We start from the raw sequence: 24,014 nt of genomic DNA on the forward strand, positions 1-24,014 counted from the left end.
CAGCTGCCCTGCCTCTGTTTTCCAGAACAGAACACGGCCTGCAGCGGTTCTCTCCACATCTTGGCAGGCGGCGGCCATATCCTCTCTTCCTCTTTCAGACTCCGGAACGGCTGCCCCTTCAGCTCTTTATTTTACATGATTTGCCTGCAACTTTCAATGGGGTAATGATAAATTTTTATCAAATTCATGCAGGTTCAGCTGCGCCTTAAAACCTTGCCACCGCCAGGCTGTCCCCTTCCCTGAGCCTTGTGTCTCCTCCCGGGATAATCGTCTCACCATTTCTTTTGATCAGCACAATCAGAGTTCCCCGGGGGGTGGAAATCTCCCGGAGTGTCTTTCCTATCCACCGGTTTCCCCGCTCCAGATTGATCTCCTTCATGGACAGGTTATCTCTGTCTTCAAACTGCTCTGCTGCCATAATCAGCAGATCCCCCTCCTCGATAACCGTATTTCCGTCCGGTACCAGAGTCTGATCTTTCCTCAGTATCAGAGCCACTAAAAAATCCGGCATAATCGGAAGCTCCTTTAACGGCAGCCCCACCATCCTGTGCCCAGGATATATATGCATCTTGACAAAGCTGACGTCACTCTCCTCCTGATAGTCGTTAAATGTCTTTCTGACATCCTGGTTGCTGTCAATCATGTCAAGAGCCTTCGACACTCTGGGAAGCAGCGTTCCCTGAATCCCGAGAGACAGAATAACAATGCAGAATACCAGGTTGAACAGGTTATACTGGGTGGAAATTCCTCCTAAGACGGCATAGATGGCGAACACAATGGAGGCCACTCCCCTCAGTCCTGCCCAGGATACGACTCCAATCTGCCGAAGTCCCGAGCCCATGGGCAGCAGCAGTATGGCCGATGCCAGAGGTCTTGCCGCAAGGGTGAGGAATGCCATAATCGCAAGTGCCGGCACGAATACCTGAGGCAGCTGAGCTGGGGTTACAAGCAGGCCCAGCAGGAAGAAAATCATCATCTGCCCAATCCCCGTCACGGCGTCAAAGAAATGAACCAGTTCCTTTTTCTCAGGCAGCGCATAATTTCCCATGAGTATGCCGCACAGATATACGCTCAGATAGCCGTTTCCTCCCAGCGCAGAGGGGAGAGCATATGCAAGTATGGCCACGGCAAATACAAAGATAGTCTTTCCCTGTTCCATATAAAAATCACATTTTACCAGCAAAAATACAGCCAGACGCCCGATTGCCAGGCCAAACAGGGCTCCTATCAGAATCTGTCCGGCCAGCAGCAGGGGAACGGAGACGGTTTCTCCTTTCATCATTGACACAAAAAGAACGGTCAGCATATAGGAGAAGGGATCGTTGGAACCGGATTCCAGCTCCAGCAGGGAAGCTGTATTGTCCTTCAGGTCCTGCTTCTGTGTTTTCAGGATATTGAACACAGAGGCGGCATCCGTAGACGCGATAACCGAGCCGATCAGAAAGCTCTCCAGCCATTCAAGTCCCAGGACAAATCTCACAAACAGCCCTACGAAGCCGGCTGTCAGCGCAACCCCGGCCGTGGACAGGAGCACCGCCTTTGCGGCCACCGGCCTGGCCGCCTTCAGATTCGTGCCGAAGCCGCCGTAAAACATTACAAACAGAAGGCAGACAGAGCAGATCTGCTCCGATATCTGGTAATCATCAAAGGGAATCCCCAAAATTCCATTTACGCCAAAGCACATGCCAAGGCCAATAAAAATCAGCAGCGACGGAACCGGAAGTTTCTGGGCAAACCGGTTTAACAATACGCAGATTACAATTACAGCTCCAATGAGCGCTAAATATCCATTCAAACTTTTACTCCTTTCTTACTGGAAACAATCGCTTCTCTCTGTACACCCTTTCTCTCGCAAGACCGAGACACCGGATGTCTTCTTTCCTCCTCTCGTTTATATTCTTCACACTGCACTTTTAAAGTTTAACTTAATAAATCGTTGACAGAACCCACTTTCTGCTCTACAATAGGCCCCATAGCAGACACAGGTAAAAAGCAGAACAGAGAGGTACAGATATGATCGTAATTATGAAACCCACAGCCACAGACGACAATATAAAAAAGATATCCCAGCAGATCGAAAGCCAGGGACTGGATGTCCATCTCTCCCGGGGGACGGAAGTCACCATCATCGGCGTTGTGGGAGATAAGACAAAGCTGAAGGGCATCAACCTGGAAGTTGCTGACGGCGTCGACAAGGTGGTAGCCGTCACCGAATCCTACAAACTGGCAAACAGAAAATTTCACCCGGAACCTACCGCGTTCTCTCTTTCCAGCACTCAGATCGGTCCGGAAAGCCTCACGGTAATGGCCGGCCCCTGCGCGGTGGAGAGCTTCAGCCAGCTTCTCGAGACGGCCTTCGCAGTAAAAAAGGCGGGTGCGCGCATTCTGCGCGGCGGCGCCTTTAAGCCCCGCACCTCCCCCTACTCCTTTCAGGGGCTTGAGACAGAGGGATTAAAGTATATGAAGGAGGCACGGGATGCCACAGGTCTGTCCGTAATCTGCGAGGTGACAAGTCCCCGGGCCATCGAGGAGGCAGTCAAATATGTGGATCTGCTCCAGATCGGAGCCAGAAATATGCAGAACTTTGAACTTCTGAAAGAAGCCGGAAAGACAGGACTTCCCGTTCTCCTGAAAAGAGGACTGGCCGCCACCATAGACGAATGGCTCAACGCCTCCGAGTACATTATGTCAGAGGGAAATCCCAATGTCATCCTCTGTGAGCGCGGCATCCGCACCTTTGAGAGCGCTACCAGAAACACCCTGGATCTGAGCGCCGTGCCTGTGCTCCGCCAGAAAACACATCTGCCTGTTATCGTGGATCCGAGCCACGCCACAGGTGTGCGCGCCTATGTGGCTCCCATGGCGAAGGCTGCTGTTGCCGCCGGCGCAGACGGACTCATGATTGAGGTTCACCCATGCCCCGAGAAAGCTCTCTCTGACGGCCCCCAGTCTCTGACCTTCCGGGAGTTTGAATCTCTGATGGCAGATCTGGCGCCTTACGCGGCCCTTGAACACCGTGTAATCTAACCGGAGGGCCTGAACCCTTCGCCTGCAAAGTATGATGCCGGAGTCTCCCAGAGAGCGGGATCAAAAAAGCTGTCCGGAAATATAAGCAGTCTCTATAATTCCGGCAGCTTTCTCAGCAGTATTTTCTGCTATTTTACATCGATCTGGCACATTTTCATGGCCTCAAGGGCATTTCTGTGGCTCTCAGGAGTCACACCTGCACAGCAGGCAGAATCCACACAGACAGGGGTTCCCGGCAGCACAGCCTTGATCAGCATGGCGTTTGAGATAACGCAGATGTCTGTGCACAGTCCGACTAACTCCACAGACTCGTACTCTCCGGCGCCCACATACCGGGCCAGCTCAACGCTTCCAAAAGAAGGCTTCTCAAATCTCCTTCCCTCGAATTCCCCGATCTCCGGGCTGAGTTCCCAGCCCTTTGTCCCTTTCCTGCAGTGGACGACCGGGAGCTTCTTTCCCTCAAGTGTTTCCAGATAATTTTCGTAGTGAGTGTCCATGGTAAACAGGATCTCACAGTCCTCTCCCTGATATTCCTCAATCTTTTTCCTGACCGCCGGCACAATCGCAGCAGCCTCTGCTGTTCCCAGCGCTCCGTCGATAAAATCATTCTGCATATCTACTACTATCAGCAGCCGTTTCAGTTTGTCCATCATCCATCCTCCTCTTTTGCAGCAGCCGAATTTGGAAGATAGTATACCACACAGCGGCAAACGTATCAATGAAAAACATCTTAAGATTTTCAGGAGAATTTTCAGGAATTTCACCAATGCTAAAAGGACAGAAAAACCGTCCGCTGGATCCTGCTGATGGTTTCCTGCCCTTTTGCTCATTCTGTACGCACTTTTTGCCTGCAGTCTCTTCCTCTGTATATTACAGTGAGTCTGACTATTTATTGTAGTTTACGATCTGACCGAAGTCTGGCTTCAGAGAAGCTCCTCCTACCAGTCCGCCGTCGATATCCGGCTGCGCAAACAGCTCCGGAGCAGATGCAGCAGACACAGAGCCGCCGTACTGGATACGGATTGCCTCTGCTGTAGCCTCGTCGTAAATCTCGCCGATACACTTGCGGATAGCTGCGCAGACCTCCTCAGCCTGCTCTGTGGTAGCTACCTTGCCGGTTCCGATGGCCCAGATTGGCTCGTATGCGATCACTGCCGTTTTGGCCTGCTCTGCTGTTACATTCAAGAAGGCAATCTTAATCTGCTGGCGAATCCAGTCGATGGTGATTCCCTGCTCTCTCTGTGTTAAAGACTCTCCGCAGCAGATAATCGGGGTGATTCCGTGCTCAAAGGCCTTTAATACCTTCTTGTTTACTGTCTCGTCCGTCTCTGCAAAGTATTCTCTTCTCTCAGAGTGTCCGATAATGACATACTTAACGCCTGCGTCCACCAGCATGTTCGGGGAAATCTCGCCTGTGAAGGCTCCTTTCTCCTCGAAATACATATTTTCTGCACCGATCTGGATATTGGTTCCCTTTGCAGCTTCCATAGCCGGGATAATGTCGATGGCCGGAACACAGAACACTACGTCCACCTCATCATTTGCCACCAGTGGTTTTAATGTATTTACAAGTTCAACTGCCTCAGATGGAGTCATGTTCATCTTCCAGTTGCCTGCGATAATTTTCTTTCTTGCCATTTTACTTTCCTCCTGAATACCGGAATATTTCCCGAGGCTGTCCGAAAGAACCCCCGGCTGCCTCGGGAACAGTCTGCACACGAAGTCTGAAGATACCCCGTTATATGCTATTTGTCATTTGCAGCCGCTACGCCTGGAAGCTCCTTGCCCTCAAGGAACTCTAAGGATGCACCGCCGCCTGTGGAGATGTGCGTCATCTTGTCTCCGAAGCCTAACTGGTTTACAGCTGCAGCAGAGTCACCGCCGCCGATGATAGTAGTAGCGTCTGTCTCAGCCAGTGCCTTCGCCACCTCGATGGTTCCCTTTGCCAGAACCGGGTTCTCAAATACGCCCATCGGTCCGTTCCACACAACTGTCTTGGCAGACTTTACAGCATCTGCAAAGAGCTTGGCGGACTCTGTTCCGATGTCGAGTCCCATCATATCTGCCGGAATCGCGTCTGCAGATACGTTCTTCACCTCGATCTGAGCATCAATGGGGTTCGGGAAGGAGGCTGCCACAGCGGCGTCTACAGGAAGCAGGATCTTCTTTCCGAGCTTCTCAGCCTTTGCAAGCATCTCACGGCAGTAGTCGAGCTTTGTATCATCTACCAGAGAGCTTCCGATCTCCTTGCCCTCAGCCTTTAAGAAGGTAAATGCCATGCCGCCGCCGATGATCAGCGTATCGCACTTTTCAAGCAGGTTGGAGATAACATTTAACTTATCCGCAACCTTTGCCCCGCCCAGGATGGCAACGAAGGGACGAACCGGATTGTCCACCGCATTGCCCAGGAAATCAATCTCCTTCTGCATTAAGTAGCCCACAACCGCTGTGTCCACGTACTGTGTCACACCTACATTGGAACAGTGAGCGCGGTGAGCTGTACCGAAAGCGTCGTTTACATATACGTCGCAGAGGGAAGCCAGCTCTTTGCTGAATGCCTCTCCGTTTTTTGTCTCCTCTGCTCTGTAGCGTGTGTTCTCAAGAAGGATCACATCGCCGTCCTTCATAGCCTCTGCGGCTGCCTTTGCATTCGGCCCTACGACCTCCGGATCAGCGGCAAACTTCACCTCCTGGCCCAGCAGCTCAGAGAGGCGGACAGCAACCGGTGCCAGAGAAAGCTCCGGCTTCGGCTCTCCCTTCGGCTTTCCAAGGTGGGAGCAGAGAATGACCTTTCCTCCGTCGCTGATTAATTTCTTAATGGTGGGAAGAGCTGCTACAAGGCGGTTTTCGTCTGTGATTTTTCCGTCCTTTAACGGTACATTGAAATCGCAGCGCACCAGGACTCTCTTTCCCTTTACGTTAATATCGTCCACTGATTTTTTGTTAAGCATGGGTAAATGCTCCTTTCTTTTTCATATTCCGCTCTGTCAGGCCTGATACGGCCTGCCGCCGGAAGGCTGCTTCAGACAGCTTCCCAACGGAAAAGAGGCGGCCCGGTCCAGGACGGACCGGACCACCTCTGTCGTGAATCCTATCAGGTTATCTGCGCTCAGTGATTAGTTTAACTCAGCGAAGTACTTGATTGTGCGAACCATCTGGCTTGTGTAGGAGTTCTCGTTGTCGTACCAGGAAACTACCTGTACCTGGTATGTGTCCTCATCTACCTTGGAAACCATGGTCTGTGTAGCATCGAATAAGGAACCGTAGCGGATGCCGATGATATCGGAAGATACGATCTCCTCCTCGTTGTATCCGAAGGACTCTGTGGCAGCTGCCTTCATAGCTGCGTTGATGCCCTCTTTTGTGATATCTTTGCCCTTAACAACTGCGGTTAAGATTGTGGTGGAACCTGTCGGAACCGGAACACGCTGAGCGGAGCCGATTAACTTTCCGTTTAACTCAGGAATTACAAGACCGATGGCCTTTGCAGCGCCTGTGGAGTTCGGAACGATATTCACAGCGCCTGCTCTGGCTCTTCTTAAGTCGCCTTTTCTGTGCGGTCCGTCGAGGATCATCTGATCACCTGTGTATGCATGGATGGTGGACATGATGCCGGACTGAACCGGAGCGTAGTCGTTCAGAGCCTTTGCCATAGGAGCCAGGCAGTTTGTTGTACAGGAAGCAGCGGAGATGATTGTATCATCCTTTGTTAATGTCTTGTGGTTTACGTTGTATACGATAGTCGGCAGATCGTTTCCGGCCGGTGCGGAGATAACGACTTTCTTAGCACCTGCATCGATGTGAGCCTGTGCCTTTGCCTTGGATGTGTAGAAGCCTGTACACTCCAGAACCACATCTACACCCAGCTCTCCCCATGGAAGCTCTGCAGCGTTTGCCTTTGCGTAGATTGTAATCTTCTTTCCGTCAACTGTGATGGAGCCCTCTCCGGCCTCAACTGTGTGTCCCTCATATCTGCCCTGAGAAGAGTCATATTTTAATAAGTGAGCTAACATCTTCGGATCTGTTAAGTCGTTGATAGCAACTACCTCATACCCCTCTGCGTCAAACATCTGTCTGAATGCAAGACGACCGATACGTCCAAAACCATTAATTGCAACTTTTACTGCCATGATTTCATTCCTCCTAAGAATTTTATTTCATGATGGTTAATAGGATTGTTAAATAATAATCAACCTACTCTGTATTGTACCTAATTCTACCAGAAATAGCAAGGGGTTTTTTGATCTTTTATAAAATTTACACCTCCCTTTTACATATGTTTATACAGTGTCTGTGTGAGAGAAAAGTCGGTCCTTTTTCTGTTGCACCCCTGCTTTCTTTTCTATATAATTTATATCATCTCTAGCTGGCGGGAAAATTATGCCCGCACTCTGAAAAACAGGATGTGAAACAGGTGAATTTCAGCAATTTAAATCTTTTCAGAATAAAAAATTCTGTCCGGAGAACTCACAGCAGTGCCTGCAAAAAGAAAAAAAAGACGACGCTGGAGACTACCCTCTCCCGCAGTTTTTTCGCCGTCTCCGCAGTTCTCCTGCTGCTCTCGCTGGGCATTACCATGTATTATGATATTACCAGGCAGAGAAAGGAGGTAGATTCCACCATCAGCGGAACCGCTGCCTACATCGCCTCCATGCCCCAGGTAGCTGATATGCTTCAGATGGGATATCCCTCTGAGTCCCTTCGCCGGGATCTGGACTCCCTGTGCAGAAATACGGTCAACCTGAATGTGGTGCTCATCTGCGACAAGAACGGACTGCGCTTTTACCACACGGACCGCAATACGACCGGTGAGACAGTCACAGATGGCGACGAGGCGGCGGTTCTGGCCGGAAGTCCTCCCTATATTACCACCGGCTACGGCTCCCTCGGCACCCAGCGCCGCGCCTTTCACTCCATTCAGGATGACTCGGGCTCCATCATCGGGTATGTGATGGCCTCAGTTTTTACCGCCCATCTGTCTGACAGCCAGAAGCGCATTGTCACCCTGTATCTGACGGTGCTGGCCTTTATGCTTCTTGTAAGCCTGCTTCTGTCGAGAGGCGTTGTGGTTTTGCTGCAGGGAAGGCTGATGGGCCACGAGCCGGAGGAGCTGTTAGATATCTACATCCGTCAGGATGCGGTTCTGGGCTCCCTGGAGGAAGGGCTCATAGCCGCCGATCCTTCCGGCAGGGTTCTGTTTGCAAATCAGGCGGCGCCCGATCTGTTCTGCGGCAGCCGCACGTCCGGCAGTCTGGAGGGAAAACAGCTGTCTGCACTGTTTCCAGATACAGATTTTTCCCGCCTGCTGTCCGATGATGATTCCCGGTCCGGGGCAGAGGCATCCCGTGAGCCGAAAAAACAGCCGGTACAAAAAATTATGTCGTCAGGGACTGACGCTGAGAAAGCTCAGGAAAGCCGAGTCCTGGCGGACAGCTTCAAAACCGCCTCTGTCTCCGGCCTGATCTCAAATGTCGGCAGCCGTACCCTTCTCATTAAGACAATTCCCATTATAAGGAAGAATTCCATGAAGGGCGTCCTCATGGTGCTGAACGACAGAACCGAGGTGCTGCGAATGTCGGACGAGCTGTCCGGAACCCGCGCAACCCTGGATACGCTGCGTGCCTTTAACCATGAGTTTATGAACAAGCTCCACGTCATCCTGGGCTATCTGCAGACAGGAGAAACAAAAAAGGCTATCACCTTTATCATGAACAGCAGCCTTGTATCCAGCCAGGCTGTCAGAGAAACTGCTGAGCGCATCCGCGTATCTTCCATCTGCGCCCTGATTATCGGAAAAATGATGCACGCGGCGGAGCTTGGGATCCGCCTGTCCCTCTCTCCCGACAGCATCTGCCTGGAGCACGATCTGCTGATTCCCAGCGAGGAAATGATTACCGTAGTGGGAAACCTCCTGGAAAATGCCGTGGAGGAGCTGGCAGACCCGGACAATGCAGACAGGGCAATAAAGGAAATCAAACTCTCCCTTTTCTGTCGGAGGGATTTTAACCTGATTGTCTGCGAAGATACAGGACGCGGCATCTGCAGAGAGCTGGCTGAGCGCATCTGTGACAAGGGGGTGTCCACAAAAGGTGAAAGCCGGGGCCTTGGCCTGTTCCTTATAAAGGATATTGCCGAGCGCCGCAGGGGAGAGCTTACTATAGAAACAGAGGAGGGAGAGGGAACAGTGATTACCCTCACCTTCACGCAAAAGGAGAACGAAACATGTATTCAGTAATTATCGTAGAGGATGATCCGATGGTGGCTTCCATCAACCGCCAGTATGTGGAGCTGGAGCCCTCCTTTTCTGTAAAGCAGATCTTTAAATCCGGTCAGGATGCTCTTTCCTGGCTGAGCAGAGAGGAGGTGGATCTGATTATCCTGGATTACTACATGCCGCTGATGACCGGGCAGGAATTTATTGACCGGCTGCACAGCATGGGAAAGGCTCCCTCCGTTATCATGGTCACATCTGCCGGCGACTCTGCCATTGTCCAGGAGCTTCTCTCCCGGGGCGTGCTGGACTATCTGGTTAAGCCCTTTGAGCGGTCAAGATTTCGCCAGGCCCTCTCCCGCTTTGCACAGACCAGAAGCTGTCTGGACGGCTCTCCTGAGCTGAATCAGGCAGAGATTGACCGGCTGCTCTCCCATGCGCAGCCGGCTTCCCCCTCCTGCCAGACAGAACTTGCCAAGGGCTTAAGCGAAACTACTCTGACCCTGATCCGGAATTTTCTGAAAAGCAGGCCCGGCGAGCTCTTTTCCAGTGAACAGATTGCCGAGCAGGTGCACTTATCCCGGATAACCATTCGCCGCTATATGAACTATATGCTGGAAATAGGGGAGATTGTAAGCTCCGTGGATTACCAGACCGGCGGCCGGCCCTCCATCAAATATACCTGCTCCGGCCATGTACTTTAGTTACGAAAGCCTGTCAATAGTTACATAAATTGACTTTCCTTTTCTGTTTCTTTATATTTTATTTATAAATTTTTAACACATTCATAACATAGAGAAACGGAGGGAACTGTTATGGAAGCAATTTTAAGCTACTTTGGTACATATACTCCTGCTGCCGACGGCGCTGTGGCATCGTTCAAGTTTGAGTATCTGACCACCCTGGGCTTCGCGGCCATTGTAATCTTTGCAGGCCGTGCTATCGTTGCACATTCTGCGCTTTTGCGCAAGTATGCAATCCCGGCGCCCGTTGTATCCGGAATCATCTTTTCCATCATCGTGTCCGCCATCAAGGGGGCAGGTATTGTCGGCATTTCCTTTGATACGAAAATCATGCAGGATCTGTGCCAGAACCTGTTCTTCCTGTGCGTCGGCTTCGGCTTCAGCCTGAAAATGATTAAACATGCCGGCGGCAAGCTTTGTATCATGATTGCCGTTGCCGCATGTCTTTTAATCACCCTGCAGGATATTATCGGCGTGCTGGTGGGAAATGCCATCGGCCTTCACCCGCTGCTGGCCCTTCAGTGCTCCTCAGCGTCCATGTCCGGCGGCGTGGGAACTGCATCTGCCTTCGGCGCAATCTTCGAGGAGTGGGGCGCTCCCAACGCCACAACCATCGGCGTGGCAGCCGGAACCTGCGGAAATATCATGGGTTCCTTAATCGGCGGCCCTGTAGCTGCCTTCCTGATCACACGCCACAAATTAAAGGCTGACCCCAATGACAAGCCGGAGTCCGCAAAGACAGGCGAGGTAATCCCCTTAAACAACAGCCGCATGATTTCCATGTTTGCCATGTGTCTGCTGGTTGCCGCTCTCGGAATGCCGATCTACTGTATCCTCGACAACATTCCGATGATCGAGATGCCGAAATTCATCGGCTGCCTCTTCGCCGGCGCTATCGCAAGGAATGTGATGGAGGCATTAAACATCAAGTTCTACACTCCTGAGGTGGATGCCATCGAGCACATGTTCCTCGAGCTGTACCTGGCTCTGGTTCTGATGACCATTGATATTACGGCTCTTGCACCTGTTGCGGGACAGATGGGAATTATCCTTCTCGTTCAGGCAGTATTAATGGCCCTGTTTGCCATCTTTGTCTCCTACAACATGTTCGGACGCGACTACGGCGCCGCTGTCATGGCTGCCGGAAACTGCGGATGGGGCTGCGGCTCCGGCCCGAATGCCGTTGCAAATGAGAAGGCTGTTATGGATGCCTATGGCTGGCATAATGTTGCCTGGGTACTGTACCCGTCCTTCGCCGTTATCATTGACGATATCTACAACCCGATTTTCCTCTCTGTCTTCGGCGGAATCGTAGGAAAATAAAGACGGTGCCGAATCTTTCTTTGCCAGAGGGAAAAGGAAAGTGCCCGCAGCTATCCAAATGGCTGCGGGCACTTTCCTGTATTCCGATACTTTCTCTGATTTTCTTTTTCTCTTCTTCCTGAAGTTTTCTGATGTTTTTTTCTGAATTTCCTTTTCACGGAATTTCGTTTTTTCTGACTTCATTTTCCCTTTTCCGAATGTTAATTTTGTGTTATAGTTATGAATAATATTTCACCTTACAGCAGGGCGGCAGAAACTGTTTCACATAGCCGTTCTGCCATAAAAAATGGGAGGACTGCCATTGAAACACCTGATACACCTTATGTCTATATCTGCCCGTTCTGTCATCGGCATCCTTATTGCGATCCCATTTCTCTGCTCATGCTCGCTTAACGGGTATTCCTCTGCCTTTTCCGGCGGGACCGAACAACCAGACAGCACGATCACTGTTCTCACCATTGGGACAGCTGACAGAGGAGGAAGCATGTACCCGGCCGGAGAGGCCATCGCCGAATCCATTGAAACAACTTCGGAGCATATCCATGTAAATATATGCGCCTCTACCGGATCCTACACCAATATCCAGATGCTGAGCGAAGGCCAGATTGATCTGGGCCTTGTCAGCGGTGATGCGGCCTATGCGGCCTTCCATGGAACTCACGAGTTTTCAGCCGCCCCCCAGACAGAGCTTCGGACGATCGGGGCTGTATACTTCAGCATTTCCAACTGGATGGCCCTGAACTCCTCTTCTCTGTTTTACGTTCATGATCTGAAGGGCAGCCGTGTCTCTGTAGGTCCTGAGGCATCAAATACGGACCTTTCTGCCCGCATTGTCTTTGACCTGCTTGACATATCCCCGGAGAACACGGAAATTGAAACGCGGGGAGGCATCGGGTACGGGGCAGAGCAGGTTTTGGCGGGAAACCTGGACGCTGTCCACGGCTTTGCCGGAACTCCCGTCGAGGGCCTGTATAACCTGTCTGTCCAGGCACCTTCAAGGCTTTTAAAATACACAGCCAGCGAACTGAACCAGATTCTGTCTGAAAACAGCTTCTATTACCGGGCCAGGATCCCTGCCGGAACCTATAAGGGGCAGGCGGAGGATGTGGACTCCTTTGGCGTCAAATGTCTGGTCTGTGTAGACGAAAGCATGGACGAGGAGCTGGTTCACGAGCTGACCTCTATCCTCTATTCCAGCAGAGTGGCTCTCGGAGAAGAGCAGGCTCTCCTGAAGCCCATGTCTGATGAAGGCTTCATGTACAGCGAGCTTCCCATACCGCTCCACCCGGGTGCCGAGCGTTTCTACAGGGAGCAGGGGCTCCTTCGGTAGCCCGGATTTCAAATGTCTTCCGGGTACGGCTCCCTGTACCCGATTACTGTCTTTTCACAGCCGCTGCAAGGAGCATCATTGGCCTTCGCATCTCATCTCTCATTCCGGGAAGTCCCATCATCTCCTCCGGCGGCTGAGGTTCTACGATATGTGTCAGCTCGAAGCCGCATTCCAGAAGGGTATTCAGATAGGTGGTCAGCGTCCTGTGATACTTTGTCACCTTTTCCCCCAGAAACACTGCCTCCCTCGCCCCCTCATAGTAATAATTGTCCACCGGAAAGTGAAGGATCTCCTTATTCTCTCCGTAATACCAGTCCTGGGTTCCATAGGCGGTAAATACAGGGTGCTCCACAGAAAACACGAAATCCCCTCCCGGCTTTAAAAAGCGGCTGATCTTCCCGACGAGTGGCTGAAAATCACGGACATAATGAAATGCAAGAGAACTCAGCACCACGTCAAAGGAGCTGTCATCAAACTCCAAATCTTCCATAGCCGTCAGGCGGTACTCAACTCCTTCGCAGCTGTTGATCTGCCTTGCCCTTCCCAGCATCTTTTCCGACAGATCCGTTCCCAGCACAGACAGGGCTCCGTGCTCTGCTGCATACCGGCAGTGCCATCCATAGCCGCAACCCAGGTCAAGGACTTTCTTCCCCCTGAAATCGGGAAGCAGTTTTTCAAGCTCGGACCACTCTCCGGCCCCCTTCAGCCCCTTTTTTGAGCGCTCCATCTGGCTGTATTTTTCAAAAAATACAGGATCGTCATACTTGTTTTCCTTCATACCTTTTCTCCCTCTGCTGCCTTGCTACAGGGCCCCGTTTTCTCTTCTCCTCAGGATCTTTTTCATCGTCAGCAGATAGACAGCGATGCTGACCGCAGTTCCCAAAAAGTCAGAGAAAGGCTCTGTATAGAATACAGCCCTTACACCAAAAATCATCGGTATCAAAAACACTCCCAGCAGATACAGCGTCTTTCGGAAAGCCGACAGCGAGATGGCAATAGGCGCAATTCCCATCCCCGTATAGCCGTCTACAATCCCATACTGTATGGACAGCGGAATGATGCCCAGCGTAAATACCCGAATGGCCCAGACTGTCAGCTCCACATACTCCGGCTCTCTCGTAAAAATGCGGACAAAATACTGCGGAACTGCCTGGGCAATGATAAACATAACCGCTGTAAAGATGAGGGCCAGCGTCACAATCCACTGCTGAGCCGCCAGCACACGGTCGGATCTGCGCGCGCCGAAATTGTACCCGAGAATGGACTGGGTTCCCCCTGTGATTCCGCCTAAAGGCATTGTCACCATCAGCATAAAGCTCTGAACAATCGTATTGCAGGTCAAAAGCATATCCCCTTCCGGCCCTCCATAATGCTGAAGGGAGGCGTTCATTGCGATAACCAGCACATTGTCAAAGGCAACGATAAGGAAGGGTGAGAGCCCTAGAAAAATTACCTTCCGCATAATTCTCCACTGGTAATTGCCGAAGGTGATGCGGATCGGCACCCGTTTGCCAAACAGGAAGGCAAGCACGAAGGCGGCAGAAGCCATCTGAGAGATGACCGTAGCCAGAGCTCCGCCTTTCACTCCCATGTCAAAGCCGAAAATAAAAACAGGATCCAGCACAATATTGACCACTGCCCCCAGCATCACCGACTTCATCGCCACCTTTGCAAAGCCCTGGCAGATGATAAACTGGTTCATGCCGATAGACAGAAGGGCAAAAATCGTTCCCAAAAGATAGATGGTAATATAGTCGTTGGCATAGGGAAAAATGGCCTCACTGGCCCCGAACCACACAAGGAGCCTGTTTTTCAGAAGCAGGGCTGCCGCCATAATAATGAGAGAAATCGCAGAAAGCAACAGAAAGCAGTTCGCAAGAATCTGAGAGGCTCCCTTTTCGTCCTTCTCTCCCAGGCGTATGCTCATCAGCGGCGCTCCTCCCACTCCCACCAGGGAGCCGAATGCCGTGATGAGCGTTACAATCGGCCCGCAGACGCCGACGCCGGCCAGAGCAGTCTCGCCTATCTCTGGAATATTTCCGATGTACATGCGGTCCACCACGCTGTAAAGCACACTGACAAACTGAGCCAGCATGGACGGAATCGCAATTCTCATAACAAGGAGCCGGACATCATCCCGGCCCAGATCATTTTCTATTTTCATCTTCTGTTCCCCCTTTTGCATTGACATTTATACCCTGTTTCCCCAGTCTTGTCAACACAAAAAAATAGCAGCAGAAAACTGCCTTCACTCCCGCTCCTGATTTCGAAGCAAAGGATTCTGCCGACTGCTTTCTTGATCGAAAGAAAAAAGAATCCTGCCTCGCAGGATTCTCCGCCTGCGGCGGGCCGCAAAAGCGGCATTTTCCTCTCCAACCCAGTGTGATCCCCGCGGAGCGTTTTTATATAACAGGGAACGGAGTTTCCTGCTGTATAAAAAAGTGTGCGCCTTGGCGCACACTCGCGCCGAGCGCGGTTGCCTTCAGGCAATTTTTACCTTGCGCGCGAGTGCGCATCAACGTCATTTTTATTCAATAGGAAATGAAATTTCCTATTGAATAAAAAAGACCGGCACTGATTTCTCAGCCCGGTCTTTTTTATTCGCCTACAGGCCGGTTGGTTGGTTGGAATGGCCTGTATTTGAAAATTTTCTGCACTGCTTTGGAAACATACCTGTAACGGGGTGTAATGCATCAAGGAATTTCGAGTAGCTTGATATGTTGTTATAGTATGTCTTCCGTCTGCCAGAAACAGAAATCATTTTCATCCGTTCAATTAGTTAATGCAACAGACTTATGTTTTATTGCATTTATTTCAAAAAATTTTTAAAATTTTTTGAATCATAGAAATAGGTAAAACCTGAACGGTTTTTATTCTGTTCTATTCTAATATGAAACTTCCGTTCCGTCAAGCTGTACCCCGCAAATTTATTAAATTCTTTTTACAAAACTGTCACCTATCTGGCGATTTTTGTAACATTTTCGTCGCTGGCAAAGCCCGGTATCTGGTAGAGCACCAGCACATCCGTCACCTTCTCTTCCTCAGACAGCTCTGACAGCTTCTGATTCAGGTACCGCAGATCAGCCATGTACACCCGCTCAAAATAGGGAGCCGCAAAGGCGGCAAAGCAGTGGGCGTAGGAGTCCTTTATGATCAGAAGCCGCCTGTGCCCTGCGGCCTCTGTGTTCACGATTTCTGTCAGCGCGTGGTTGCCGTCCAGAAAAACTGCATACTTGTCTCTGCCTTTAAGCCGCTCTGGCTCATAGAGACTTCCGTGTGCCTCAGGAACGCCGTCGTAAAATACCTCAAACTGGCTGTCCCCATTCCACTCTCCTGCACCGGCAGGCGTCCATACCTCAATTCTGTCAGGGTTCATGGGAATATTTAACTTCGAGTGAATGGTTCCCAGAAACTCCTCTGTCACCACAGTTCTGTCGTATTTTTCCATGTCGGGGGCCTTCTCCCCTATGGAGTCCATCCAGCAGGAAAAGGCGTAGTAGGCTCCCTTCGTAGTCCAGTGATGATCTGTCCTGTAGTACAGTTCCTCCCCGCTGTGCCCGGCAAGCACCTGATCCGGCCTGAGAAGCCATGAGGGCCAGTCCTGTGCCTCTCCTCTCTTCCCTTTTCCGGCAGCATTTTCCCGCCATGCCGCCTCCTGAAGGAGCTCATAAACCTCTGTCTGATCCCAGGGCTCGGCAAAATCGGGCAGCTTCTCTGTCAGAATCTGGGACGCCGACGGTACAAGCATCACCCGGACATGATCCTCCCCCAGGCTTTCCTCAAAACTGCTGACTGCCTTTGCCAGATAAGCGATATTTTTCTGAAGCTGTCCGTTTAGGAGCTTCTCCCTGTCAAACCGCTCAATAAAATACCCATCCTTCCCAAAATACACGCCGTTTACATCTCTCTTTCCGGCACTTCTCTGGGCCAGCGCCTTTAGAGCCACCAGGCCTCCCCTCATCGGAAACTGATCCGAAAGGTACTTCTCATAGTCTTCCCCATAGCTGCCGTCCAGAAAAGCCTCTGGTGTCCATTCCGGCTTCTGCGCCAGATACCGGTTCTCTGTATCCGAAAATACTTTTTCCGGAAGAAAGACCAGGCCGGCCCCAAACACAGCCAGAAATCCCAGAAAAGCAGCTGTGAGCGGCAGTCCCTGCCTTCCTTTTTTCTGTCTGTGCTTTTGCTCTTCTCTCATCCTGCACTCTCCTCTCCCGCAATCCCGCGCCCTTCCTCGCCGGTCAGCCAGACATGGCTGCTCTCCCTGTCAGAATCTGAAATACAAAATCAAAATCTGAAATACAGAATCAGAATCTGAAATACAAAAACGGATTATAGCCGGCATTAACCAGAAAGGCCGTGGAAAATAAAAGCAGAAGCAGGCAGAAGCTAAGCTCCAGCACCTCTCTCGCCCCCTTCTTTTTTTCCAGAAGCTTCATGGCGAAACCGGCTCCAAGGGCCGGAAGTCTCGTTGCCCCCAGAACTGCCGCCCCAAGGAGCAGCAGGTTTGACAGGAAAAGATACACCGTCCTGTCAGTTGCCAGGGGAAGAAAGCTGCCTGCTGCCGTGCGGTAAAATCCAGCCATCTGAGACAGCCAGACGCCGATCTGCCCCATATCCTCAAAGGCAAACAGCACCCATCCCAGAATCACAAGAACCTGTGCATAGAAAATGCCTGCCGCCCGCGGGAGCCTCTCCAGAATTCCTTTCAAAAACAGCTTTTCCGCAAGCAGAAGGACGCCGAAGTACAATCCCCATAGGAGAAAATTGAAGCCTGCGCCGTGCCAGATGCCTGTGAGCAGCCATACAATCAGAATATTCCTCACCTGGACTCTGACCCCTCTTCTGTTTCCGCCAAGGGGAATATAGACATATTCCCTGAACCAGGTGCCGAGAGAAATATGCCACCTTCTCCAGAACTCTGTAATGCTTGAGGCCGTATAGGGGTAACGAAAATTTTCCGGAAAATGGAAGCCGAACATGGCTCCCAGACCTACCGCCATATCTGAATAGCCTGAAAAGTCAAAATAGATCTGCATTCCGAAGGCGAAAATGCCAAGCCAGACCAGAAGAATACTCCGGTCATCTGCAAACATCCCTGAAATTTCGGAGAACAGAGCTCCCGCCTGGTTTGCAATCAGCACCTTTTTCCCGAGTCCTATGCAGAAGCGCCTGACTCCCAGGGAAAACCGAGAGAGACTCTCCTGTCTTGCTGACAGCTCCCGGGCTATCGTGTGATAGCGGACGATGGGCCCTGCAATCAGCTGCGGAAACATGGAAACATAGGCTCCGAAAGCAATCAGGTCCTTCTGCGCCTTCGCCTCTCCCCGGTATACGTCAATGGTATAAGACATGGTCTGAAAAGTGTAGAAAGAAATTCCCACAGGAAGCGCCAGCCCCAGAAGAGGCAGCTGAGTGCCCAGAATCTCGTTTGTGCTCCTGATCAGAAAATCGGTGTATTTAAAAAAGCACAGAAGGCCCAGGTTAATGATGACCGAAGAGGCCACCGCCATCCTGGCCATCCTGATACTCCCCTGCTTCTGAAAATGTTCTACCAGCTGTCCGTGAAAAAAATCCACCAGGGTGGAAAACAGGAGCAGGGTGATATAAACGGGCTCTCCCCATCCATAAAAAACAAGGCTTCCAATGAAGAGAACGCCATTGCGAAGCCTTGTGGGCACCAAATAATAGGCCAGTATCACAGCCGGCAGAAACCGGAATAAAAACAGAAGGCTTGAAAATACCATTTACCCTTCCTCCTGCAAAGGCTGCGGGTTATCCGGGTGACGGAGCCCCCGCGCCTGTTTTCTATTCTGCAAAAAATCCCTCTATCACATCAACGCCGATCTGATTATTTGCCTTTGCCGATTCCAGAGCTGCTTCCTCTCCCTGTTCTTCAGCCTCTGTGTCAGCTGAGCCGAGCATGACAAAAAACACGTATCCATCTTCCTCCAAAACCTGGGATGCCTCCAGCTTGGGAAGATTCATGGGGTACTGCATTCCGTCCGTCAGCTGCTGATCCCTGTAGTCATAGAGGGCAGCCGCAATGTCCTCCTCGTGTCCTGACACTGCCTTAAATCCCATGAATGTTTCCACATGGGCAGAGATCATCGGCCCCTCTGCAATGCAGGCCTCGTACCAGTCTCTGCTGATCCCGTAAATATTTTCCAGCATCTCACTGTCAAGCTCCATGCTGGGAATGTAACGCTCCCCATATGCTTCCCTCACGGCCGCATAGATTTCATTGAGCTTTTCGTCAGAAGCTTCCGCCTGGGAGCTTCCGGCCTCTTCGCTATCCTGTGTGTCTTCCTCTGTTTCAGGCGCCTCTGTGGTATCCTGCTGTGCAGACTCTTCCATATCCGCTGTCGCCTGTTCTCCGCTTTCTGATGCCGGTGCGCACGCACTCAGGCTCAACGCCGCCAGAACTGCGGCCAATACATAGGTTTTCTTCTTCATAATACCCTTCTGCTCTCCTTAATTCATTCTGCATTCTTGTCTCTTCCCAGCTCTTTTCTCTTTTTCCCAGAACCCGCCAGGCAGTATGCCTGTCTCTTTCAGAGAAAGGAAGAAGCTCCGGCCTGTCTGACGCCCGGGCAATTTCCCGCGGTCATACACTTGCCGAATCCAGATTTCTATATTATAATGTAGCCACATGTGAATTACAATTTACTTTTGCTTAAAGAATACTTACGATTTTAGGAGGACTAAACCATGGGATTTGAGTATGTCAGCAAACTTCCCACGCCGGACGAAATCCGGGCCCAGTTCCCGCTGGCTCCGGCTCTGGCGGCAGAGAAAGCCAGAAAAGACGAAGAGATTAAAGATGTGTTTACAGGAAAGAGCAGCAAATTTCTGGTCATTATCGGCCCCTGCTCCGCAGACCGGGAGGACTCCGTGTGTGAGTATGTTTCCCGTCTTGCAAAAGTTCAGGATAAAGTTAAGGACAAGCTGATCCTGATTCCCCGGATCTACACAAACAAGCCCCGGACAACCGGTGATGGATACAAGGGCCTTCTTCACCAGCCAAACCCGGAGAAAAAGCCCGACCTCCACGAAGGGTTAATTGCCATCCGCAAGCTCCACATGCGCGTCATAGCGGAAACCGGCTTCTCCACGGCAGACGAGATGCTGTACCCGGATAACCTGACCTATCTGTCTGATCTTTTATCATACATTGCCGTAGGTGCCCGCTCAGTGGAAAACCAGCAGCACCGCCTCGTCTCCAGCGGCGTTGACGTGCCCGTGGGTATGAAAAATCCCACCAGCGGCGCTCTCTCTGTCATGTTAAATGCCGTTCACGCGGCACAGCACGGCCATGAATTTATCTACAGAAGCTGGGAGGTTAAGACAAAGGGCAACCCCCTTACCCACTGTATTCTTCGCGGTGCAGTCAATAAGCATAACCAGTGCCTGCCCAATTACCACTATGAGGATCTGCGCCTGCTCCTGGAGCTCTACTCAGAGCGCAGCCTTGAAAATCCTGCCTGCATTGTAGATGCCAACCACTCCAATTCCAACAAGCAGTATATGGAGCAGATCCGTATTGTGAAGGAAGTTCTGCACAGCCGCCGCCACTCAGACGATATCAGAGATTTTGTCAAGGGCGTCATGATCGAGAGCTATCTGGAGCCAGGATGTCAGAAGGTAGGAGAGCACTGCTACGGAAAATCCATCACGGATCCATGTCTGGGATGGGATGATTCGGAACGGCTGCTCTATGATATTGCAGAAAGCATTTAGAAATCGTCTGAATAAAAGACCGGTACAAAAGCTGTCTCTGTGGCGTCAGTCTGTTTTGTACCGGTCTTTTTGCATTCCCCTCGCTATTCCTGTTCTGCCTTCTGCCTGCTGTCCGCCTTTTCGGCAAAGCAGTAGCCTCCCTTTCCCGCATATTTGACAGAATAGAGGGCCTGATCTGCGCAGTCATACAGATGTTTAAATTTCCTTCCGCATTCCGGAACCATGGCAATCCCAATGGAACCGCTGATACTTACCTCCCGCCCCTCTCTTTTATATGTGCGCCGTAAAAGCCCAAGGAGCTTTTCTGCACTGGATCGCACATTCTCCTGTGATTTGATGTCTCTCATCAGAACGATAAATTCATCTCCGCCAAGGCGCCCCACAATATCTGTCTTTCGAAAACTGATCCTCAGTATCTCGGCAACTTCCCTGAGGACCAAATCTCCCTGTACATGTCCCATTGTGTCATTGATCTCCTTAAAATTATCCAGATCAATCAGAAGAAATGCTGATTTCATGTCCCTGGCTCCGATAGACAGGCTGGCATTTATATTTCTCTCAGAGGCAGCCCGGTTGTAAAGCCCGGTCAGCTGATCCCTCTCTGCCTTATAGAGAAGCTCCAGCTCCTTCTTTTTCTTTTCCTCATTGTTGTGGGAAACCACTACGGCATTCAGCTCATGGCTTTCCGGGAGCTCTGTCAGATATATATTTGCCACACACCAGGAATATCCATGGTCCGTACGTCTCCGGTATTCAAGGGAAAATTGGTTTTTCCCCTTGGAGTAAAACTCTTCCTTCAGCCTGTCACAGCTCAGGATATCCGATACCTCCCTGGCATCCTCCTGGTACACGATCTGAGCTACATGCTCCTGAATGAATTCTTCATACTGAATATGCTCTCCCTCCGGAACAGGAATCCGGTTATAGGACAGCAGACGATTGCGGGTCACATTCGTTTCCAGATGAAACACGGACTGTCCTATCATTGCCTCCATATATGCCTTCTCTTTTAAAAGCTGATGCTCCTTCTTTCTCTCCTCTGTCACATCTTCAATGATACCGACAATCTGCCTTGCGCTGCTCTGCAGGGAAAACGGATTAAGAAGCGTAATTTTTTTCCATCGCTCCTCTCCATCAAAAACCGCTGCAGCCCTGCAGATCGTCTGCCTCCTTGTCTCAATGATCTCCTCAAAAGCGCTCAAAAATTTTCCCTTTGATTCCGGACTGATGAAACGCTCTGCAGCATCTTCCAGACTCATTTTCATATTAGCCGGAAATTCTATATCCCAGCCTCCTCTGTTCTTGAAGGTCAGCTCCTGTGTCTCTTTATTGTAGATAAACACCGACAGCCCGCTGTAATCGGCAGAAATCCTTAAAATCTCGTCATCCAGTTCGATTTTCCTCTCAGCCGTAATATCCTGAATGATACCGATAATTTTTCGGTTTCCATACTTGTCGGGAAATGGATTTACAAGGGTCACCCGTTCCCAGATCGTCCCCTTCTCCGTCTGTTTTTTCATGACGCAGGAGGCACTCCTCTTTCCATTTTCCAGAGCCTTAAACATGCCGAGAAATCCTTTTCGCATGCCTGAATCCTGAATCTTCTCTGCCATTCTTTCAGGAATATGTTCCAGTACCCTTCCTCTCCTGCTTCCATTCTGACTGCTGTTCTGAAATACAAGCCTCCTGTCTTCCTGGTTATAGATAAATACAGTGAGGCCGCTCTCCTCCATGGAAATGCGAAAAATTTCATCTTCCAGCTCCAAAGCGTCGAGAATGCGTTTCCTCTCCTGGGAGACATGATAAATATATGACAGAGCTGCGCTGGCAGCTAATCCAAGCATCACGATTATCACGCAACCTTCCCAGTCCGTCCATCCTTTGTCAAGCGTAACAGACAGGTTCCACTGTCCCCCCGGAACAGAAACCGGCTGCTGCACAGCCTGGCTCTCATCCACATTTCCCATAGAAATTGCTGAACTTCCGGATTCTGTCACCAGCTTATATGAATATCCCTTATTTTTTAAATCCTCCCATCCTGCTTCCTTAGATATTTTATCAACGTCCAAGACAGCGCAGGCAAATCCGCAAAGCTTCTCCTTCTGCCCCTGAACCGTAAAAATCGGAGATACCAGGATAGAGACTGCTGACAGCTTTTCCGTTTCCAGTGGAGTCCCCAATACGTTTTCTTTTCTTTCTTCTGCAAGACTCCTGAGCTTTTCAACTTCTGCCCTTACACCATTCTGCGATGCAGACTGAGGCAGTACATTCTTCGGATACTGATATATTTCCCCGCTCCCTGTGACAAGAATTTCTGAAATTATGCCCCTTCCTGTGCCGGCCAGTGACATGATCTGATTAAATTCTTCCTCCGTCATCTTTCCCTTTGATGACTGAACTGCCGCCTTCATGACATTCGTCCGATCTGCCGCATCTTCTGTCACTGTCTCAAAACGTTCTGCATATAATTTTGCCAGATGCTTCGCATTTTCCTTCAATATGTACTCTGTTCTGTATAAATAAATTCCTGAAAGAATAACGGTTATAAAAATTCCGCATAGTAAAATAGGTGCGTGAAACGGCATTGTCCTGATAACTGCACCTTCTTTTTTCTTCATTGTTTCACTCATCTTCTGACCGCCCGCCCAATAGATATTCTCTCTTCCTTATTCCGTTATGTAAAATATGCACCGGAGTGTGGCTCCCAAAAGACCAGCGCCCACGCATCGTGTACATCCCTGAATCTTTCTGTATCCGGGAGACGAAATTTTCTGCGGTATGCGACAGCCTCTCTGTTTCCTATCCAGGCAAAAAGCCGCTCTGTTATCTGTGCAGCCTAAAAAACCGTACCCTAAAAAGACAGGCATAAGTTCTGTCTGTCCCGACTGTTTCAGAAAACAGCACTGCTCTCAGCAGCTTATTTTAAAATCTTATTTTCTCTGAAGTATGATAAAATTCTGTCTACCGGACATTATAGCACGATAAATCACCGGCGTAAAGAGCAGAAAAATCACCTCTGCCCAGAGCTTTTCTTCCCCTGTATGCTGTCTTTTCACCCAAAGTACATCCCTGCATATATTATATTAAAACAAAACATGAAGGATTTATTTATGTGTAATAGATGCAATCAAAATCCATGCCAGTGCGGACGCCCATGCCCGCCTATTTTTCCGCCGAACCCATGCCCGCCTGGTACCTGCCCTCAGCCAATCGCCATCGGGCAGACCATCACAGGGCTTCCCGGGACAGCCGCCAATGTATTTAACAGCGGCACTCCCTGCCGGCCCATTCTGAACTTTACAATTCCTCAGGGCGGAACCGGACCGACCGGACCTCAGGGGCCTCAGGGACTCCAGGGACCGGCAGGGCCTCAGGGACCTCAGGGGCCTCAGGGGCCGGCAGGACCTCAGGGAGCCCAGGGGCCGGCAGGACCTCAGGGCGCTACCGGCGCCACAGGTGCCACAGGACCGACCGGCGCACCCGGACCAGGACTTGACACCGCTACTGCCTATAATCCCACTGTCACTTATGCTGAAGGGGATATTGTTTACTTCAACGGAAGCATTTACCGTGCTGCCAGAAATGGAATTTTAGCTACACCGGGAACTAACTCTGACTTTACACTGCTCTCTGTTGCCGGACC

General features: G+C 50.7%; 17 protein-coding genes and 1 pseudogene. 7 read left to right on the forward strand and 11 right to left on the reverse strand.

The window, feature by feature from the left end; translation table 11 throughout:
• Positions 1-205: 205 nt before the first annotated feature.
• Positions 206-1,795: a potassium/proton antiporter gene (locus DW757_RS07600; RefSeq protein WP_008398950.1), complete on the reverse strand. Its 1,590-nt coding sequence runs from the start codon at positions 1,793-1,795 to the stop codon at positions 206-208.
• A gap of 218 nt (positions 1,796-2,013) precedes the next feature.
• On the opposite strand from DW757_RS07600, the gene aroF reads away from it, so the two are divergent.
• On the forward strand, positions 2,014-3,027 hold the full coding sequence (gene aroF, locus DW757_RS07605) for a 3-deoxy-7-phosphoheptulonate synthase (RefSeq protein ID WP_118751407.1): 1,014 nt from the start codon (positions 2,014-2,016) through the stop codon (positions 3,025-3,027).
• 128 nt (positions 3,028-3,155) lie between these two features.
• Here aroF and DW757_RS07610 read toward each other — a convergent pair whose 3' ends face one another.
• The 4 genes from DW757_RS07610 to gap all read right to left on the reverse strand — a co-directional run bounded on the left by DW757_RS07610 (position 3,156) and on the right by gap (position 7,157).
• Complete coding sequence (locus DW757_RS07610) at positions 3,156-3,677, reverse strand: isochorismatase family cysteine hydrolase (RefSeq protein WP_118751408.1); 522 nt, start codon at positions 3,675-3,677, stop codon at positions 3,156-3,158.
• A 235-nt stretch (positions 3,678-3,912) separates the two neighbouring features.
• Positions 3,913-4,665: a triose-phosphate isomerase gene (gene tpiA / locus DW757_RS07615; protein WP_015574332.1), complete on the reverse strand. Its 753-nt coding sequence runs from the start codon at positions 4,663-4,665 to the stop codon at positions 3,913-3,915.
• 107 nt (positions 4,666-4,772) lie between these two features.
• The gene (locus tag DW757_RS07620) at positions 4,773-5,978 is read right to left on the reverse strand and encodes a phosphoglycerate kinase (RefSeq protein WP_008398955.1); all 1,206 of its coding nucleotides are present in this window, start codon (positions 5,976-5,978) and stop codon (positions 4,773-4,775) included.
• Between the two features lie 165 nt (positions 5,979-6,143).
• Positions 6,144-7,157 carry a type I glyceraldehyde-3-phosphate dehydrogenase gene (gene gap / locus DW757_RS07625; protein ID WP_008398957.1) on the reverse strand — a complete coding sequence of 338 codons (1,014 nt, stop codon included), beginning with the start codon at positions 7,155-7,157 and terminating at the stop codon, positions 6,144-6,146.
• 284 nt (positions 7,158-7,441) lie between these two features.
• Between gap and DW757_RS07630 the strand changes: the two genes are divergently transcribed.
• From DW757_RS07630 to DW757_RS07645, 4 genes are all read left to right on the forward strand, one after another.
• Positions 7,442-9,262, forward strand: a complete 1,821-nt coding sequence (locus DW757_RS07630) for an ATP-binding protein (RefSeq protein WP_243033502.1) — start codon at positions 7,442-7,444, stop codon at positions 9,260-9,262.
• Positions 9,250-9,942, forward strand: coding sequence for a response regulator (locus tag DW757_RS07635; RefSeq protein ID WP_008398960.1), 693 nt, complete (start codon positions 9,250-9,252; stop codon positions 9,940-9,942). Before DW757_RS07630 ends, DW757_RS07635 begins: the two co-directional genes overlap by 13 nt.
• A 111-nt stretch (positions 9,943-10,053) precedes the next feature.
• Positions 10,054-11,304, forward strand: coding sequence for a sodium/glutamate symporter (locus tag DW757_RS07640; RefSeq protein WP_118751409.1), 1,251 nt, complete (start codon positions 10,054-10,056; stop codon positions 11,302-11,304).
• Between the two features lie 301 nt (positions 11,305-11,605).
• The gene (locus DW757_RS07645) at positions 11,606-12,634 is read left to right on the forward strand and encodes a TAXI family TRAP transporter solute-binding subunit (protein ID WP_243033505.1); all 1,029 of its coding nucleotides are present in this window, start codon (positions 11,606-11,608) and stop codon (positions 12,632-12,634) included.
• A gap of 43 nt (positions 12,635-12,677) precedes the next feature.
• Here DW757_RS07645 and DW757_RS07650 read toward each other — a convergent pair whose 3' ends face one another.
• From DW757_RS07650 to DW757_RS07675, 5 genes are all read right to left on the reverse strand, one after another.
• A complete protein-coding gene (locus tag DW757_RS07650; protein ID WP_118751411.1) occupies positions 12,678-13,412 on the reverse strand; it encodes a class I SAM-dependent methyltransferase in 735 nt (244 codons plus the stop codon).
• A gap of 24 nt (positions 13,413-13,436) precedes the next feature.
• Complete coding sequence (locus tag DW757_RS07655) at positions 13,437-14,798, reverse strand: MATE family efflux transporter (protein WP_015544689.1); 1,362 nt, start codon at positions 14,796-14,798, stop codon at positions 13,437-13,439.
• A gap of 792 nt (positions 14,799-15,590) precedes the next feature.
• Entirely contained in the window at positions 15,591-16,829 is a 1,239-nt protein-coding gene (locus DW757_RS07665; RefSeq protein ID WP_118751413.1) for a DHHW family protein, read from the reverse strand.
• 109 nt (positions 16,830-16,938) lie between these two features.
• Positions 16,939-18,378, reverse strand: a complete 1,440-nt coding sequence (locus DW757_RS07670) for an MBOAT family O-acyltransferase (protein WP_015572991.1) — start codon at positions 18,376-18,378, stop codon at positions 16,939-16,941.
• A 61-nt stretch (positions 18,379-18,439) separates the two neighbouring features.
• Positions 18,440-19,087 carry a DUF4358 domain-containing protein gene (locus DW757_RS07675; RefSeq protein ID WP_118751414.1) on the reverse strand — a complete coding sequence of 216 codons (648 nt, stop codon included), beginning with the start codon at positions 19,085-19,087 and terminating at the stop codon, positions 18,440-18,442.
• A 255-nt stretch (positions 19,088-19,342) separates the two neighbouring features.
• Between DW757_RS07675 and DW757_RS07680 the strand changes: the two genes are divergently transcribed.
• Entirely contained in the window at positions 19,343-20,371 is a 1,029-nt protein-coding gene (locus DW757_RS07680) for a 3-deoxy-7-phosphoheptulonate synthase (RefSeq protein WP_008398969.1), read from the forward strand.
• Positions 20,372-20,454: 83 nt separating this feature from the next.
• Here the strand turns inward: DW757_RS07680 and DW757_RS07685 are convergent, their stop codons facing one another.
• A complete protein-coding gene (locus DW757_RS07685; protein WP_118751415.1) occupies positions 20,455-23,001 on the reverse strand; it encodes a sensor domain-containing diguanylate cyclase in 2,547 nt (848 codons plus the stop codon).
• A gap of 480 nt (positions 23,002-23,481) precedes the next feature.
• Between DW757_RS07685 and DW757_RS07690 the strand changes: the two are divergent.
• Positions 23,482-24,014: pseudogene (locus DW757_RS07690) on the forward strand (BclA protein); the annotation flags it as partial.

The sequence above is a fragment of the Clostridium sp. AM29-11AC genome (genome assembly GCF_003480545.1).
GTDB lineage: Bacteria > Bacillota > Clostridia > Lachnospirales > Lachnospiraceae > Otoolea > Otoolea saccharolyticum_A.

Coding starts and splice junctions, on each gene's coding strand:
- DW757_RS07675 (WP_118751414.1), bottom strand. CDS start 19,087: ATGAAGAAGAAAACCTATGTATTGGCCGCAGTTCTGGCGGCGTTGAGC.
- DW757_RS07655 (WP_015544689.1), bottom strand. CDS start 14,798: ATGAAAATAGAAAATGATCTGGGCCGGGATGATGTCCGGCTCCTTGTT.
- DW757_RS07620 (WP_008398955.1), bottom strand. CDS start 5,978: ATGCTTAACAAAAAATCAGTGGACGATATTAACGTAAAGGGAAAGAGA.
- DW757_RS07650 (WP_118751411.1), bottom strand. CDS start 13,412: ATGAAGGAAAACAAGTATGACGATCCTGTATTTTTTGAAAAATACAGC.
- tpiA (WP_015574332.1), bottom strand. CDS start 4,665: ATGGCAAGAAAGAAAATTATCGCAGGCAACTGGAAGATGAACATGACT.
- DW757_RS07640 (WP_118751409.1), top strand. CDS start 10,054: ATGGAAGCAATTTTAAGCTACTTTGGTACATATACTCCTGCTGCCGAC.
- DW757_RS07685 (WP_118751415.1), bottom strand. CDS start 23,001: ATGAGTGAAACAATGAAGAAAAAAGAAGGTGCAGTTATCAGGACAATG.
- gap (WP_008398957.1), bottom strand. CDS start 7,157: ATGGCAGTAAAAGTTGCAATTAATGGTTTTGGACGTATCGGTCGTCTT.
- DW757_RS07635 (WP_008398960.1), top strand. CDS start 9,250: ATGTATTCAGTAATTATCGTAGAGGATGATCCGATGGTGGCTTCCATC.
- aroF (WP_118751407.1), top strand. CDS start 2,014: ATGATCGTAATTATGAAACCCACAGCCACAGACGACAATATAAAAAAG.
- DW757_RS07610 (WP_118751408.1), bottom strand. CDS start 3,677: ATGGACAAACTGAAACGGCTGCTGATAGTAGTAGATATGCAGAATGAT.
- DW757_RS07680 (WP_008398969.1), top strand. CDS start 19,343: ATGGGATTTGAGTATGTCAGCAAACTTCCCACGCCGGACGAAATCCGG.
- DW757_RS07670 (WP_015572991.1), bottom strand. CDS start 18,378: ATGGTATTTTCAAGCCTTCTGTTTTTATTCCGGTTTCTGCCGGCTGTG.
- DW757_RS07665 (WP_118751413.1), bottom strand. CDS start 16,829: ATGAGAGAAGAGCAAAAGCACAGACAGAAAAAAGGAAGGCAGGGACTG.